General features: G+C 38.6%; 14 protein-coding genes. 10 read left to right on the top strand and 4 right to left on the bottom strand.

The window, feature by feature from the left end:
- Nucleotides 1–9 precede the first annotated feature (9 nt).
- Both ASE74_RS19330 and ASE74_RS19325 read left to right on the top strand, forming a co-directional pair.
- The gene (locus ASE74_RS19330; protein ID WP_055912603.1) at nucleotides 10–1,776 is read left to right on the top strand and encodes a RagB/SusD family nutrient uptake outer membrane protein; all 1,767 of its coding nucleotides are present in this window, start codon (nucleotides 10–12) and stop codon (nucleotides 1,774–1,776) included.
- A 71-nt stretch (nucleotides 1,777–1,847) separates the two neighbouring features.
- On the top strand, nucleotides 1,848–2,837 hold the full coding sequence (locus tag ASE74_RS19325; protein ID WP_055912600.1) for a metallophosphoesterase: 990 nt from the start codon (nucleotides 1,848–1,850) through the stop codon (nucleotides 2,835–2,837).
- 202 nt (nucleotides 2,838–3,039) lie between these two features.
- Here the strand turns inward: ASE74_RS19325 and ASE74_RS19320 are convergent, their stop codons facing one another.
- Nucleotides 3,040–3,738: a phosphonatase-like hydrolase gene (locus tag ASE74_RS19320; RefSeq protein WP_055912596.1), complete on the bottom strand. Its 699-nt coding sequence runs from the start codon at nucleotides 3,736–3,738 to the stop codon at nucleotides 3,040–3,042.
- A 213-nt stretch (nucleotides 3,739–3,951) separates the two neighbouring features.
- On the opposite strand from ASE74_RS19320, the gene ASE74_RS19315 reads away from it, so the two are divergent.
- The 3 genes from ASE74_RS19315 to ASE74_RS19305 all read left to right on the top strand — a co-directional run bounded on the left by ASE74_RS19315 (nucleotide 3,952) and on the right by ASE74_RS19305 (nucleotide 6,684).
- Nucleotides 3,952–5,034: a zinc-binding dehydrogenase gene (locus tag ASE74_RS19315; RefSeq protein WP_055912593.1), complete on the top strand. Its 1,083-nt coding sequence runs from the start codon at nucleotides 3,952–3,954 to the stop codon at nucleotides 5,032–5,034.
- Nucleotides 5,024–6,292, top strand: a complete 1,269-nt coding sequence (locus ASE74_RS19310) for an MFS transporter (RefSeq protein ID WP_082458867.1) — start codon at nucleotides 5,024–5,026, stop codon at nucleotides 6,290–6,292. The genes ASE74_RS19315 and ASE74_RS19310 overlap by 11 nt, the downstream gene beginning before the upstream one ends.
- Before the next feature lie 62 nt (nucleotides 6,293–6,354).
- A complete protein-coding gene (locus ASE74_RS19305) occupies nucleotides 6,355–6,684 on the top strand; it encodes a hypothetical protein (RefSeq protein ID WP_055912590.1) in 330 nt (109 codons plus the stop codon).
- A 4-nt stretch (nucleotides 6,685–6,688) separates the two neighbouring features.
- Here ASE74_RS19305 and phnA read toward each other — a convergent pair whose 3' ends face one another.
- Nucleotides 6,689–7,930, bottom strand: a complete 1,242-nt coding sequence (gene phnA / locus ASE74_RS19300) for a phosphonoacetate hydrolase (protein ID WP_055912586.1) — start codon at nucleotides 7,928–7,930, stop codon at nucleotides 6,689–6,691.
- A gap of 452 nt (nucleotides 7,931–8,382) precedes the next feature.
- Here phnA and ASE74_RS19295 point away from each other — a divergent pair, with 452 nt between their 5' ends.
- Both ASE74_RS19295 and obgE read left to right on the top strand, forming a co-directional pair.
- A complete protein-coding gene (locus ASE74_RS19295; protein ID WP_055912583.1) occupies nucleotides 8,383–8,958 on the top strand; it encodes an adenylate kinase in 576 nt (191 codons plus the stop codon).
- A 170-nt stretch (nucleotides 8,959–9,128) separates the two neighbouring features.
- Nucleotides 9,129–10,124, top strand: a complete 996-nt coding sequence (obgE, locus tag ASE74_RS19290; RefSeq protein WP_055912581.1) for a GTPase ObgE — start codon at nucleotides 9,129–9,131, stop codon at nucleotides 10,122–10,124.
- A gap of 91 nt (nucleotides 10,125–10,215) precedes the next feature.
- Here obgE and ASE74_RS19285 read toward each other — a convergent pair whose 3' ends face one another.
- Nucleotides 10,216–10,962: a YdcF family protein gene (locus ASE74_RS19285; protein WP_055912579.1), complete on the bottom strand. Its 747-nt coding sequence runs from the start codon at nucleotides 10,960–10,962 to the stop codon at nucleotides 10,216–10,218.
- Between the two features lie 124 nt (nucleotides 10,963–11,086).
- Nucleotides 11,087–11,452: a YtxH domain-containing protein gene (locus ASE74_RS19280; RefSeq protein ID WP_055912577.1), complete on the bottom strand. Its 366-nt coding sequence runs from the start codon at nucleotides 11,450–11,452 to the stop codon at nucleotides 11,087–11,089.
- A gap of 186 nt (nucleotides 11,453–11,638) precedes the next feature.
- Here ASE74_RS19280 and ASE74_RS19275 point away from each other — a divergent pair, with 186 nt between their 5' ends.
- The 3 genes from ASE74_RS19275 to ASE74_RS19265 all read left to right on the top strand — a co-directional run bounded on the left by ASE74_RS19275 (nucleotide 11,639) and on the right by ASE74_RS19265 (nucleotide 16,244).
- Nucleotides 11,639–12,019: an OsmC family protein gene (locus tag ASE74_RS19275; RefSeq protein WP_055912574.1), complete on the top strand. Its 381-nt coding sequence runs from the start codon at nucleotides 11,639–11,641 to the stop codon at nucleotides 12,017–12,019.
- Nucleotides 12,020–12,123: 104 nt separating this feature from the next.
- Nucleotides 12,124–13,377, top strand: a complete 1,254-nt coding sequence (locus tag ASE74_RS19270; RefSeq protein WP_055912571.1) for a DUF2130 domain-containing protein — start codon at nucleotides 12,124–12,126, stop codon at nucleotides 13,375–13,377.
- Nucleotides 13,378–14,099: 722 nt separating this feature from the next.
- A complete protein-coding gene (locus ASE74_RS19265) occupies nucleotides 14,100–16,244 on the top strand; it encodes a glycoside hydrolase family 97 protein (protein ID WP_082458857.1) in 2,145 nt (714 codons plus the stop codon).
- Nucleotides 16,245–16,572 lie beyond the last annotated feature (328 nt).

The following is a 16,572-nucleotide window of genomic DNA, read 5'->3' as shown; positions in this document are numbered from 1 at the left end:
CATAATAATATGAGATTGTTAAAAAATATAAATTTACTATTGCCATTGTGTGCAGTACTAATAGTATCAGCATGTAAAAAAGATTTTTTAGATAAAGCACCACTAACCAATATCAGTGATGCTGAGTACTGGAAAACTACAAACGACTTACAATTATACTGTAATAATTTTTATGCTGTTTTTCCTGCCTACACAGGTTTTGGTCCGATAGGTAATTTTACAGATGATGCAGATCAGGGTAGTGACAATATGATTGCCGAACAGGTAAATACTACCATTAATGGTAACCGTACGGTACCTGCTTCTGGTGGTGGCTGGGATTGGGCGCAATTAAAAAACATCAATTATTTCATGGCAAATTACCAAAAAGTAAATGCATCGTTTGATTTGGTAAAACCTTATGTAGGCGAAGCATTATTTTTTAGGGCTCAGTTTTATTTTGATAAATTGAGAACCTTTGGTGCAGTGCCATGGATAAATAAACCTATCTTATCACTAGATGATCCAACATTGTTTAACGCTAGGTTAGCGCGTAATATCGTTGTCGATTCCATTATTAATGATTTAGATAAGGCTATAATTTATCTGCCTACTAAAGCCTCAGCAAAAACTTCGCGGATAAATAAGGAAGTAGCCATGCTTTTTTTATCCAGGATAGCGCTGTACGAAGGAACTTGGGAAAAATACCACTCGGGCACTGCATTTGGTGCTGTAGGTTCGGATGGATCAAAATATCTGCAAAAAGCTGCTGATGTTGCTGCTGCGTTAGTTAACTCAAATGTATATAGTTTAGATAATACAGTGGTGAGCCCGACAAATTATTGGAATCTTTTTAACCAAACTGATTATGCCGGAAGTAGAGAGGTAATGCTGTGGCGCCGTTATGAGATTGGTGTAATTTCGCACAATTGGCACAGGTATAGCATTGGTGGAGCAGGCCGTGGTATTACAAAGAATTTGGTTGATGATTACCTTTGTATAGATGGTTTACCTAAATCTCAAAGTTCTTTATATCAAGGAGATAATACACTTGTTAACGTAACTAAAAACAGAGACCCACGTTTGCAGCAAACCATTTATGTAAATGATGGCCAGCATTTCATTTCCACTAATCTTCCAAACGGCCAGGCTAATGTAGTTTTTGTTGCACCTGCATTATTGGGTGGTGGTACGCAATCAAATACTACTGGCTACCAGTTGTATAAAGGTCATAATGCAAATTATGCACAGCAGGTTGTGGCCGAGGGAGGTACTACCGGCTTAATTTTATTCAGGTATGCCGAGGCCTTATTAATTTTAGCCGAAGCAAAAGCCGAACTGGGTACGCTTACTCAAGCTGACGTAGATTTAACCATTAACAAATTGAGGGCAAGGGCAGGGATGCCCAAGTTGATAATTGCTTCAATTGTGACAGATCCAAACTGGATTTTTCCAATGTTAAATTCAACCATTAATGAAGTAAGACGAGAACGAAGAGTTGAGTTAGCTTGTGAAGGATTTAGAAGGGATGACATTTATAGATGGGCTGCCGCTGACGAATTATTGGTCGGCTGGAAACCGAAAGGCGCAAAAAAAGCACAGTTTGCGGGAGCTATTGATGCACCCACTTTAGCAAAGTATCCTGAAGATGCCAATGGATATATCGAATGGTTCAAAAATAATACAGCGTTAACATCCGGTTATCGATTTAATACCAGTAGAGATTATCTAGCTCCTTTGCCAACCAATCAATTAACCATAAATCCTGCGCTGAAACCACAGAATCCAGGCTGGTAATACATTATTATTAAAAAACCGATAGTTTCAAAAGGCTATCGGTTTTCTGTTATACCTCAAACTTGTTAGCAATGAAAAACTTAAACAGAAGAGAATTTATCAGCGGGATGTTTGCCACAGGGATTGTTCTGCAGATTCCTGATACTGCTCTTGCCATGTTTTCGCCGAAAGCAAAACCGATTAAAGTTGGTGTAATCACCGATTTACATCAAGATGTAATTCATAACGGCAGCGAACGGTTAAATGCTTTTTTAAACCACTGTAAAAATATTAATCCTGATCTGATTCTTCAAATGGGTGATTTTGCCTATCCAAACGAAAAAAATAAGGAACTGATAGATCGCTTTAATGGTGCCCACCCTGAGGCATTGCATGTAATTGGCAATCACGATACAGATTCAGGCCATACCAAAGCACAGTGCATCAGCTATTACAAAATGCCAGCCAGGTATTATACAAAAGAAATTAATGGGGTATGTTTTATTGTGCTGGACGGGAATGATAAAGGATCGCCAAAACATAAGGGAGGATACCCATCATATATAAATGATGAGCAAAAAAATTGGTTGCAACAACAATTAAAAGAGATCAATAAACCCATTATTATTGTAAGCCACCAACCGCTTGCAGGTGCTTTAGCGGTAGATAATGCCGAAGAAATACAGGAAATACTCAGTTCGGCTGCTGATAAAATTCTATTGGCTATAAATGGTCATACCCATATCGATTGCCAGTTGTTGATTAAAAATGTCAATTATCTTCACATTAATTCAGCCTCTTACTTTTGGGTGGGCAGCAAATACAAACACAATAGCTATTCTGAAGAAATTCATCAAAGCCATCAATGGATAGCCAGCACCTGCCCTTACCAGGATTCGCTTTTTACTACCTTAACAATTGATCCCTCATCGGCAAGCATTATTATCGAAGGCAGAAAAGGCAAATGGGTTGGCCCATCTCCAAAAGAACTGAATTTTAAGGATGAAACGGGGTTGCTTGTCGGCAAAGAGATTGTACCAGTTATACGCAAAAGAAAAATTATTGGTGTAGGAAAAAAATAAGTTTGATACACCTGAAATTCATTTTTATGGTAGTTGGCAATGCATTATGCTGATGGCAGCTACCTTAATTATAAAAGAAGCTTCCAAAATTAGGTATATCGATAAAATTTAAGCTAAAAACATAATTAAAAGCACAAAAAAAATGCTGACGTGTTTCCACGTCAACATTTTGATGTTAATCATTTGGTATTTAATTGAGCGCTTATGCGTTTGCCGGGGCTCCAGATATAATGCTTAAAACTTCCTTTAGCTCGTTAATCACAGCATCTGGATTTGCTTCTTCCAATTGTTCTTGTGTATGTGCACCTGTGGTAATGCCAATACTTAATCCGCAGCCTGCATTTTGGCCTTCTTCTATATCAATATTCGAATCGCCAACTTTAACCACAAGTTTTCCATCATTTATTCCATGTTGTTTCATGGCCAATAAAATCATATCCGGTTCTGGTCTGTTTTGGCTAACATCTGATGCTGTAATCAAGGTATCAAAATCAACGCCCGCTTTCCAGCCAATTTTATCCAGAATAGCTGTTGCAGTAGATCGGTCGTAACCTGTATTCAGCACTGAAATAATTTCTTTTTCACGAAGTTTTTTAAAAAGTTCAATCGCACCCGGTTGTCCTGATATATCTTCCTTTTCGTAAGCGAGTTTTAATTTTCCGATAAACTCATCATAAATGTCTCCTACAACACTTTCTTCAAAATTACCTTCGTAAGTTCTTAATACAGACCTAATGGCTTCTCTTTTTTCTTTTCCGGCGGCTACAGCGAGTACCTGATCGAGACTGTAATTAAAACCAGCCGCGTTTATAGCATTCATTAAAGTTTTGTATACCAGGTTATTTTCGTTTATTGTTGTGCCAGCCATATCAAATACGACCATTTTAATTTCAGTATGCATTGTGCTTTTTATCTTTAAGGTAAATTAATTTTTTAAACTCAGTGGCCAAATATAATACCTGAAAAGTTACTAAACAAATGTTTAGTAATTGTTAACATTTACATTAACATTTGTTTACTTTTGCTAAACATTAAAAACGTTTATTTGCCAATTCTTGGCAATACACAAAAATGTGAGGCCACGATAACCAAATTGATCAATAGATAAATAAATATGAAAAATGCAACTCTCATTGCCTTCAATGGATCAGGAAACCACCTTGAAGAAATGAAAACGGCTATTCCTGAATTGAAACCTGGTGAAATTCTTGTCGAGAATCTTTACACAACCATATGTGGGAGTGATCTGCATACTTTCTGTGGATTAAGAACCGAAGCCGTGCCCACGGTACTGGGTCACGAAATTGTTGGCGAAATTGTAGGTTTTCATCCTGAGCATGCCCAAATAGATTATTTAGGAAACCAGCTCAAAATCGGTGACCGGGTTACCTGGAGCATATTTGCTTCCAATGCCGATTCGGACAGGGCGAGGGCAGGCATGCCACAAAAATCAGATGGGCTTTTTAAATATGGCCATGCTACCATAACTGAAACTGATGCCCTTCACGGCGGACTTTCTACTCACTGTGTATTAAAAAATGGTACCACGGTACTCAAAATCAGTAAAGAAATTCCGTTAAAGGTGGCAGCTACCATTAATTGTGCAGTTGCTACGGTTGCCGGTGCGGTACGATTATCAGGAAGTTTAAAAGGAAAAAAAGTGTTAATCTCCGGAGTGGGTTTACTAGGTCTAGTAGCTGCGGCAATGTGCAGTGCTGATGGGGCAGAAGAGGTACACGTTGCCGATGTAAATGCAGAACGCCTACAGCTGGCGCAATCATTTGGGGCTGGCAACCAATACTTATTAAACGAAAATGCTCAGCTTCCCAATAATATTGATGTAGTTTTCGATATGAGTGGCTCGCCAGATGCAATGGAAACCGGACTTTCTACACTTACAGTTGGCGGTACGGCAGTTTGGATCGGAGCTGTATTTAAAGCCCGTGAAGTAAAGGTAAATGCCGAACAAATTGTTCGCAACCTGATCACCATCAAAGGGTTGCACAATTATAACCATGAAGATTTTACAGCGGCAGTTAAATTTATCGAAAATAATTATTCAAAATTTCCTTTCGAAGCACTGGTTTCAGCGGAGTTTGTGCTCGCTGAGGCCGAAGCTGCATTTAATTATGCAGTTGCGAATAAACCTATACGTGTTGGGATAAATGTTGCTAAAAAAGCCGGTAATGAACAGTAGCTCAAATACATTAAAGTGGCGAATGCTCCTCGTAACCATGTTGTGTTACCTCTTCTTTTATACCGGAAGGCACAATTTCGGCTGGGCAATAAAAGGTATGGTTGCAGAATTGCATATCCCTTACAGCACCATTGGCTGGATTAGCTTTTGTATGTTAATCGGTTATGCAATAGGCCAGTTTATCAACGGAAACCTTGCCGATAAATTAAGCCCGAAATTGATGATCGCAACAGGTGCCTATTTATCAATTCTGACAAATATTGCCATCAGTTTTTCCAACACGGCTACCTTAATTATGATCCTTTGGGGCCTAAATGGTTTTTTTCAATCTATGGCCTGGGCACCGGGTGCAAAACTGATTAATAACTGGTGGGATGAACACGAACGTGGTAAAGCTTTTGGTTTTTATACCATGGCGGCTGGATTATCTTCGGCAGTTACTTACCTGATTTCGATCGTGTTATTACAGCAGGGAATAGAATGGCGGATGTTGTTCCGTTTGCCTGTTTTACTTTTATTGATTACGGCTACCATACTTTTAATTGTAGCGAAAGATAAACCGGATGAGAATGAAAACACAGGAAATGCACAAGTTGATGCTCAGGAAACTGCTTGGTTGGATCGATATAAGGAAGCTTTTAAAAATAAAAAGTTTCTTCTCACTTCTTTGTCCTTTGGTTTCGAAAGTATGGCCCGTTATGGCCTTATATTTTGGGTTCCTGTACATTTTCTAGGTAAAAACTGGAAAGAAAATCCAGGCAATATCTGGGTTACTTTTCTGCTTCCGGTTGGGATGGCCATCGGTGCACTGTGTTTTGGCGTTTTATCCGATACCATGTTTAAAGGAAACCGATTAAAGGCCATCATTGTGGGCATGTCGGTAAGTGCCGTACTATCAATTCTCATTTTTATTGTGCCAACACAACAAATTGCATTAAGTGGTTTGCTGATGTTGCTTACAGGTTTCTTTGTATATGGTCCGCAGGCTTGCTATTGGCCATTAAGTCCGGATATGTTGGGCAGTAAGTTAACTGGTACAGGAGTGGGAATTATGAATATGTGTGGTTATCTTTTTGCGGCCATTGGCGAACCTTTTTTAGGTTACGTGATTGATATTACCGGAGATAGCAACAATATTTTTATTGTTACGGCAATTGCCTGTGTATTATCAGCTTCGATAGCATTTTTTGTTTCCAGAATGGGAGAAAAGACAAAAGTAGAGCAAATTTGGCCTAATAAAGGCGATTACACAGGTTAAATTAAAAACCGGCAGTAAATTTTGGCTGTCGGTATGGTTCAAAGCGTTTTTTTAAATAGAATATGAGTGTAAAAGGGATTAACAGGGCAACGGTAACAAACATGATCGGATTGCTTGAGCAATTGGAAGAGCTGGAAGGCATGGTTGGTAATGACCCTGAAGGTTGCGACCAAATCAGGAATCTTAAAGCAGATTTAATTACTACTTATCAGAAGTACGAATGTATGGTAAGGGAAATTAGCGAGCAGGTTGGTGTTTATCAGGATCTCTACGGAAAAATCAGGTTTAGATTTGTACCGGAAAAATTGAAATTACTCAGGCGAACTATTCCGCAGGATAGCTACGAATTTGTGTTATTAAAAGCTAGTATTCAAAAAAGCCATATGATTTAAATGTTTAATGCGTGCCATTAACTGTAAAATCAAAAATATCAAAATTGCGTGGATCACCCTGTGCTTTTAACTTATAAATAGCATTTAAGGGTTCTGAAATTATCATGGGTACCATTTCTTCATATCGGCCACCATGCGAACGTAAGGTGCCATCTAATGCCTTTAAATCATGATGAGCGGCTGTTTTTCCAATAACAACATCACGGGCAGACAGTACAAATAGATCTCCGGTGCGATCGGCCGGTTGTTCCAGTATGCGGCAACCTGTTTCCTTATTATATACTTCAGTAATGCCAATTTGCTGCCCCAGCCAGTTTTTTACCGCTTCAATTTTAGCGGCATCCTCCACATAAACCAACACATAAGAACCTAAGGCTCCATGATGTTTAACATAAGGATCAGTAATGGGGCAGATTACCCTAAATCCACTTCCAAATTTCTCATTAAGCATGGTTTCGATAAACAAAACATTTGGTGTTCCATCAGTTTTTACTTTTGCATTCATGCCATGATCGGCCGTTGCACCAATAACAGCTCCTAATTGCAGCATTTTACCCAGTTCAACATCCTGTGCTTCGTAAAAAGCAAGCGATTCTTCCGTATCAGGTGCATAAGTATGTTGCATGTAATCAGTAAGCGATAAATATAAAAAATCAGCCATGCCTTTTTCCAACAAGGCTACACCTGCTCTTAATACAAATAAACTCGCCTCTGCACTATAAATAACGGGAGCTTTTTGCCCGATGAGTTCTTCTACATTCTCAATACCATGGGTTTGCAAATTTGCTTGTGCAGCCTTTTCAGCCGAAAAAGCAATTCTATTTAACTGATGTGAAAGGATATCACGTAGTTTTTCTTTTGCCGTAACAACTGCTACTTTTCTGCCCGCGTGCGCTGCTGCTGCCAATAATGTTTCGGCCCTCAGGTAATTGGAAGCATTCATCATCACCTCCTCATCTTTTTCTGCATCGTAAAAAAAGTTGCCACAAATACCATGTACTGCCGGACTAACCCCTGTTACGATAGACGAATTATTTACATTGGTAAAAGAAGGCAATGCACCGCGTACCATACCTCTGTATCCCTGTAGTATCATTTTTTTTAGGTTTGGCATCCGGTCGTGAACCAGTGTAGTATCAAGATATTCGTCGGCCGAGCCATCCATGCAGATAACTACAATCGGTTTTGAGGGCGGTAAATAGGTTATATTATTTGCTGAAAAGGATTTGGTAGAAATAGCATTCATTGTTTGGTTACAAGGTTGTTTTGCGAACTGTGAATTTAACGCTTTATCGTGTAAAACCCATTATAAATATAGTTTAATTAATAAATGCACTGTGAGTTAATGAGCTAAGAAAATCCTGAACTTTTTCAGCTATTCGTTTGCTAAAAGCTTTAATCAAATTTGATTAAATGCTATCGGCATTATTTGGCCAAATGCCCCTTTTATTGGAAGAATATGCTGTGAAATATAAATATAGCATAAGATTCTTTGTAGATTAAGATAAATGTCATTAAAATAGCTCTTTTTTAAATAAATTCTTAATTTTAAATGGCTTCTAAATTAATAATTATATATTTGCAGCCTTGAAAGTAAACAATTTAACTAATCTTTTAGATCCAGTAATTTGTATTTACTTTTGATAGAGCCATAGGAATAAGGCTTTTTTAATTTTAAAGACAACCTAAACAACTTGAATGCTTAATTTAGTTCTCTTTGGCCCTCCAGGGGCGGGTAAAGGCACCCAATCTGAAAAACTGATTGCAAAATATCAGTTGGTACATGTTTCAACAGGCGATCTTTTTAGAGCACACGTTAAAGGAGAAACCGAATTAGGAAAAAAAGTTAGTCAATTATTAGCTGATGGAGAATTGGTTCCTGATGCCATTACAATTGCTATGCTTGAAGAAGAGGTAGATAAAAATCCGGATGCCAAAGGATTTGTGTTTGATGGATTTCCACGTACCGTTCCACAAGCAGCAGAGCTTGATTTATTTTTAGAGCGTAAAGGCAGCAAAATTGCTGGTGTAATTGCTTTGGATGTAGATCAGGATGAGTTGACAAAACGTATTGCTGAGCGCCATAAAACCAGTGGCAGACCGGATGATGACGCTGAAAAACTAAAAAAGCGGATTTCAGAATACTTTGATAAAACCATCCACGTTTTGCCTTATTATGAGGAGCAAGGAAAGTTGAATAAAGTAAACGGTATTGGCGAAATTGATACGGTATATAACGATCTTTGTGCTGTAATTGATCAGTACAAGGTATAAGTATCGATTTATATTATAAAACAACAGGATTATAGAAAGGGATTTAACCAATCCTGATTCAATATTTCAAAAAACATACAAAGAGTTATAATGTTAAAACGTTATAACTCTTTAATTTTAAAGGAGCTTGTATTAACAATGTTCCATGATTAACATTTCAATATTTAAATATGTCACAGGGTTCGAATTTCGTAGATTATGTAAAAATTTGTTGTCGTTCTGGTAAAGGCGGTGCAGGTTCAGCACATTTACATCGTGATATTTTAACATCAATGGGCGGTCCTGATGGTGGTGATGGCGGTCGCGGTGGCCACATTATTGTTAAAGGAAGTATCCACATCTGGACATTGTTGCACCTTAAATACCGCAAGCATATTATCGCAGAAGATGGTGGTGCAGGTGGCAGTTCTCATAAATTTGGTAAGCAAGGTACAGATGAAATTCTTGAAGTACCGCTAGGTACCATTGCCAAAGATGCAGAAACCGGCGAAGTACTTTTTGAAATTACCAAAGATGGCGAAACCAAAATTTTAACAGCTGGTGGCCGTGGTGGTTTAGGTAACGCACACTTTAAAAATTCAGTTCAACAAACTCCACGTTTCGCACAACCTGGGGAACAGGGAAAAGAAGTTTGGAATATTTTAGAATTAAAAGTACTGGCCGATGTAGGCTTGGTTGGTTTTCCCAATGCAGGTAAATCTACTTTGCTTTCTGTAGTTTCTGCCGCCAAGCCCGAAATTGCCGATTATCCTTTTACTACAATCGTACCTAACCTGGGTATTGTAAGTTACCGTGGTGGCAAATCTTTTGTAATGGCCGATATTCCGGGCATTATCGAAGGGGCATCAAAAGGTAAAGGATTAGGTTATCGTTTCTTACGTCATATCGAACGTAACTCTGTGCTTTTATTTATGGTTCCGGCCGATACAAGCAGAAGCATTAAAGAAGAATATGAAATTTTAAAAAGCGAGCTCGAATCTTACAATCCGGAGTTAATGCAAAAACCACATGTTTTAGCGATTACGAAATCAGACATGCTTGATGATGAATTAATGGAAGAAATGAAACAGGACCTGCCAAAAATTCCATCTATTTTTATCTCATCAGTAGCAGAAAAGAATATTCTTGAATTGAAAGATATGCTCTGGAAAGCGATTGAAAGCTAGTTTTTGGTTAATTGTTTAAACTTTTTAATTGCTTAACTGTTGCTATGAGCAATTAAAAAGTTAACTGATTTCATCAATCAAGCCATCATTCCTAGGCTCTGAAGCGGTCTACAGCCAGTCCGATCCATTCTTTAAATAGCAGTTCCCACATGCCAAGTGTACCGGCGTTTGGTATAATGCAATCAGCCCATGCAAACTCAGTTTCTCCCAAAAAATTGGTTGGGTAGTATTCAATTTTCTTTTTGGTCTGTTTGTCAAAAATCAGTTTCGCCCTTGGTATGTGCCAGGCACTCGTAATTACCAAAATCTTTGCCTGTGGGTTGTTGTTGTTAATAAGCGCTATACTGTATTTTGCGTTTTCAACCGTGTTTCTGCTTTGGTTTTCTACAAGTATTGCAGCATCCGGAATGCCAATCAGTTTCAGGTATTTAATGGCTAAATCAGCCTCTTTAACTTCATTATTCATCAGGTTTGCACTTCCGCTGCTTAAAAGAATCTGTTTTATCTGCCCCTTTTTATAAAGCGCAATTGCCTGGAACAAACGGTCGCTTGCTGAGCCAAAAGAAATTTCATTATTCCGTTTATTTAAGCCAGAAAAGCCACCAAGTACAATACCTACATCATATTTCTGTACTTTCGGGTAGCCCGCTTCATAGGCATTCATCACTACGCCCCCTATAAAGGCATTTGAAAAAAAAACAGCCAGCACCAGTCCGAAAATTAAATACTGTTTCCGTTTTTTAGGATTCTTTGCTGCGGTTGCGCAAATTAAGAGTACAAAAACCCATACTATTGGTTTAATCAGAAACAGTAAAATCTTCGAGAGGATAAAAATCATATATGGATATTATCCTGTAAAACTAAGAAATTGTTTAAGAGCTAGTGATGCGAATGCAGCGAAAATTCGCCATTTCGAATGCAATGCAACCGAAACGACGAATTCCTATTATAAACTTTAATTTTTATCCTTGTCCTTCTTGCACCTGACCATTTTCATGCGCGTTTTCCAGAATTTCTTTCACATCCGATTTGCGTTTCTTGGCAACCGTATGTTTAAAGTGAGGCACTTCATGTTCAACAATATCTTCTTCAATGGCTTCAACTCCAAAAACTTTCTCTTTCAAAAGATTGTACTTATCTTGAAAACCATACCTTAGGTTTTTGGCACCACCTGCAATTTTTCCGCGTGTACCTGCACCACTATCAGGGGCAAATAAAACACTGATTACCGCACCCGCAGCTAAACCAGCCACAAGGGCAAGCGCTATTTTTGCACTGTTATCCGATTCGTGCTTTAAATATTTTCCGATTAACTTTCTGTATTTCATAACGTAGCATTTTTAAAAGCAACAAATGCTGGCTTATAATGTTTTGAGGTTTTTTGATTTGGAAAAGAAATGCAATTGGTTTTTAAGAAAGAAGAAGTGCTTTACCCATCATTTTTAAAAAAAGACCGGAGTTTTACTTAAGTTTAAAGTTAATGCACATATTTGAAATTCTAAAAATGAATAATAATGGTAAAAGCAACAATAAATAAAGAACATTATGCCTGTTCGGTAAGCAATGGTTCGCACGATATTATCGTAGATGAGCCTTTCGAACTCGGTGGAACACACAAGGGTTTTGCTCCTAAAGGATTGTTAATGGCCTCTTTAGCGTCGTGTGTAGCCATTACCTTAAGAATGTATGCCGATAGAAAAGAGTGGCCGATTGATAAAATAGAAGTAGAGGTAAATATCGATACCGAAAATGGTGAAACAGTATTTTTCGAAGAAATTACCTGTACAGGTGTACTCACTGAAGAGCAAAAAATCAGGTTGGAAGATATCGCTTCCAAATGCCCGGTAAGTAAAATCCTGGCGGCCGGGCATGAAATCAGGTCCAAAGTACTTTAAAGGTAAAGGTGTAAAACTCGTTTTTACATTGATAAAAAGCTTTAATATCTTTACCAATAAAAATGCCTCGGTGTACTTTGCACCCGTGGTTAAAACAATAATCAATGCCTACCGAAATTAAATGCCCCAACTGTGCACATGTTTTTCCGATGGAAGAAGCCATGGCCGAAGATTATAAAAAAGAGTTACGAGAAAAAGCGGCTGCTTATGCAAGGCAGAAAGATGAAGAATATCAACGTAAACTGCAGATTTTCGAATCAGAAAAACAACAGCAGGTAAAAGCATTTGATGCTAAACTTGCAGAAGAAAAGGCCAAGCTTAAAGATAACCTGGAAGAAAACCTGCGCAAAAGTATTTCTGCAGATTTCGAAACCAAGCTGCAAATGCTCGAGGGCAATGCAAAAGATAATGCCGAAAAATTAAGGCTTGCACGCGAAAAAGAACTGGAGTTTTTACGTCGCGAGGAAAGCCTTAAAGTTAAAGAAGAAGAAATGGAGCTTGCCTTTCAGCGTAAAATGCAAGAGCAGCGTAACGAGTTGGTAGAGCAGATCCGTAAGCAGGAAGCAGAAAAAAACAGCATTAAAGATACCGAACATCAGTTGCGTTTAAAAGAGCTGGAGAAACAGCTCGATGACCAGAAAAAACTGGCTGAAGAAATGAAACGGAAAGCCGAGCAGGGAAGCATGCAATTGCAGGGCGAAGTGCAGGAGCTTATTTTAGAAGAATTGCTCCGTACCAATTATCCTTTCGATTTAATAGAAGAAGTTGGTAAAGGGGTTAGGGGAGCAGATTGTGTGCAGGTGGTGCGCAACCAGTTTGGACAGGAATGCGGCAAAATTATTTATGAAAGCAAACGTACCAAAGATTTTGGTGGCGACTGGATCGAGAAACTGAAGAAAGACATGCGCAGCATGGGTATTGATGTGGCCGTAATTGTAAGTCAGTGTTACCCTAAAGGTATGGATTGTTTCGGGCAGCGCGATGGCGTTTGGATCTGTTCTTTCGAAGAAGTAAATGCCGTGGCCTATGTTTTACGTGAAGGGATTTTGCGACTGGCAGGTGCAGTGAAATCGCAGGAAAACCGCGGTGAGAAAATGCATATGTTATACGATTACCTGATGGGAGCCGAATTTTCGGAGCAATGGAAAGCAATTAGAGAAGGTTTTATGAGCATGAAGCTTTCCATCCAGCGCGAGCGTGATGCCATGGAACGATTATGGAAAGCGCGGGAAAAACAGTTGGAGAAAGTGCTGTTAAATGCAACGCATATCCGTGGTTCGATAGAAGGAATTGCCGGAAGTGATAGTGTGCAACTGAGTTTGACCGATGATGATGACGATACTTTGCTTTTAGAATAAGACGGAAAACTGTGATTCTGTTTCGCTTTTAAATCGAACCTTCATTATGGCTCAAATATATTGAATCATCATCCGGGCTTAATTTTCTATCGGATTGTTTTCTGGTTAAATAATATTGTTCGTCGTTTTGTCTATATGGTTATAACTGATCATCGTCCGGGGCTAGTTTTTATAGCAGATCGTCATCCTGAACTTGTTTCAGGAACTATTGATAAGAAACATTAGAACTGGCAATTTCCAACCGAAAACTGTCAACTGAAAACTGCCAGCTGAAAACTGTCAACTGAAAACTGCCAGCTGAAAACTGTCAACTGAAAACTGTCAACTGAAAACTGATCTGGGCGTTACCCAATCCCGTGAAAAACGGGAAAGGGTCAGGCTTTTCAGGGCTGCGCTGCGCTCCGGTACCGATGAAGAATCGGTACTGAACCCTTACAATCCTTAGCGCGGATGCAATGGATGAGAAGAATACTTAAGTTAATTTGATAGATACTGGTTTGATCTAAATGAGATGAAATTATAACCGGATAGTGTGCGGGAAGATTTGGAAAGGATCTATTAAAATGATTGAATCTCTTTCGAGATACGATTTGAGTGTTTCACGATTTGAATTACCATTCATTCGGTAATGTTCGATAACATTATCAGGAAGAAATTAATAACTTTAAATAATTTTCAGGTTGAATAAAACCTGAATTGAATAACAATAAATAAATAATAACATGAATAAAAAATCTAACCAATCTTTTAACCGCTCAGGGATTCTTACTATCCTCTGCACCTTACTTTTTTTTGGGAATAGTTTCGGGAACGTTCCCGAAAAAGATTTTAAGTCGCCGGATGGCAATTTGGCAGCTCACTTTGCATTGGCAGAAGGAGGGGTACCCACCTACAGTTTAAAGTATAAAGGCAAAGACGTTATTAAAACCAGTAAACTCGGTCTGGAGCTTAAAGACGGCAAATCTCTAATGAACGGTTTTACCATTACCGATACCAAAACAAGCACCTTTAACGAAACCTGGAAACCGGTTTGGGGTGAGGTAAATGAAATTGTAAACCATTACAACGAGCTGGCCGTAACGCTAACACAAAAAGAAAGCAACCGTTATATTATTGTGCGTTTGCGGTTATTTAATGATGGTTTAGGCTTTAGGTATGAATTTCCCGAGCAGAAAAACCTCGACTATTTTATAATCAAAGAAGAAAAAACCCAGTTTGCCCTGGCTGGCGATCATAAAGCATTTTGGCTTCCGGGCGATTACGATACGCAGGAATATAGTACGGTAACTTCAAATCTATCAGAAGTTCGTGCTAAAATGAAAGCCGCTGTAACGCCAAATGCATCGCAAACCACTTTTTCACCAACAGGTTTACAAACACCTTTAATGATGAAGAGTAAAGATGGTTTATACATCAATATCCATGAAGCCGCTTTGATCAATTATTCTTTAATGTCGCTAAATCTGGATGATAAGAATATGGTTTTAGAATCATGGTTAACACCTGATGCTATTGGTGATAAGGGATATATGCAGGCACCATGTTTATCGCCTTGGCGCACCATTATTGTAAGCGATAAAGCTGCCGATATTTTAACTTCAAAACTCACTTATAATCTTAATGAGCCAACTAAATTTAAAGATGTATCATGGATAAAACCAACAAAATATGTTGGTGTTTGGTGGGAAATGATTACAGGTAAAAGTACCTGGGCTTATAATGATTTAACCAGTGTACAGTTAGGTGTAACCGATTATTCGAAAACCAAACCCAACGGAAAACATGCTGCAAATACCGCACACGTAAAAGAATATATAGATTTTGCAGCCAAAAATGGTTTAGATGCGGTTTTGGTTGAAGGCTGGAACGAAGGCTGGGAAGATTGGTTTGGAAAAACAAAAGATTATGTATTTGATTTTGTAACGCCATATCCTGATTTTGATGTAAAAGAGCTACACCGTTATGCAGCCAGTAAGGGCATTAAAATGATTATGCACCACGAAACCTCATCGTCGGTACGTAATTATGAACGCCATTTAGATACTGCTTATAAGTTTATGAAAGCCAATGGTTATGATGCCGTAAAAAGTGGTTATGTTGGCAATATGATCCCCAGGGGAGAGCACCATTATGGCCAGTGGTTAAATAACCATTACCTGTACGCAATTCAGAAAGCGGCCGAATATAAAATTATGGTAAATGCACACGAGGCGGTTAGGCCAACCGGTTTGGCGCGTACTTATCCAAATCTGATCGGAAACGAATCAGCAAGGGGTACAGAGTATGAAGCTTTTGGCGGTAACAATGCCGATCATACCACTATTTTACCCTTTACCCGTTTAATTGGTGGACCGATGGATTATACCCCGGGTATTTTCGAAACCAAAGTAAGTGCTTACAATCCCGAAAACACCTCATTTGTACACAGTACGCTCGCCCGTCAGCTCGCCCTTTACGTAACCATGTACAGTCCGCTGCAGATGGCTGCCGATTTACCCGAAACCTATAACAAGTACATGGATGCTTTCCAGTTTATTAAAGATGTTGCTGTAGATTGGGACAATACCAAAGTTTTGGAAGCCGAACCAGGTGATTATATTACTTTCGCACGTAAAGCAAAAGGCAAAAACAATTGGTTTGTAGGTCGTACCAATGATGAAGAGGCACGTACCTCTAAAATTGATTTCAGCTTTTTAGATCCCGGTAAAAAATATACCGCAACCATTTATGCTGATGCAAAAGATGCAAATTATGAAACCAATCCTAAGGCCTATACCATTCGTAAAATGGAAGTAACCAATAAAACAAAGTTCACGCAATACTGTGCTCCAGGCGGAGGATATGCAATTAGCATCATGGCGAAATAATTTTGTGGTGTCAGTTGTTAAAAATTACGCTGTATTAACGTATTGTTTTATTTTACCACGGATGGACACAGATAAACACAGATCAAATATTATCTGTGTTTATCCTTTATATCTGTGGTTAAAGTGTTCTGTAGTGTCAGTTAGTAATAACTGACACTGTATTAACGTATTGTTTTGTTTTACCACGGATGGACGCAGATAAACACAGATTATAACTCACTATCTGTGTTTATCCTGTTTATCTGTGGTTGAAGTGTTCTGTAGTGTCAGTTAGTAACAATTAACGCTATTTTGCTATTAGTCGGATGTTAACATCTGGACGCACAGG

It is taken from the genome of Pedobacter sp. Leaf216, assembly GCF_001421515.1.
Lineage (GTDB): Bacteria > Bacteroidota > Bacteroidia > Sphingobacteriales > Sphingobacteriaceae > Pedobacter.
The sequence above is the reverse complement of the archived record's forward strand: the minus strand, read 5'-3'. Positions and strand labels throughout refer to the sequence as shown.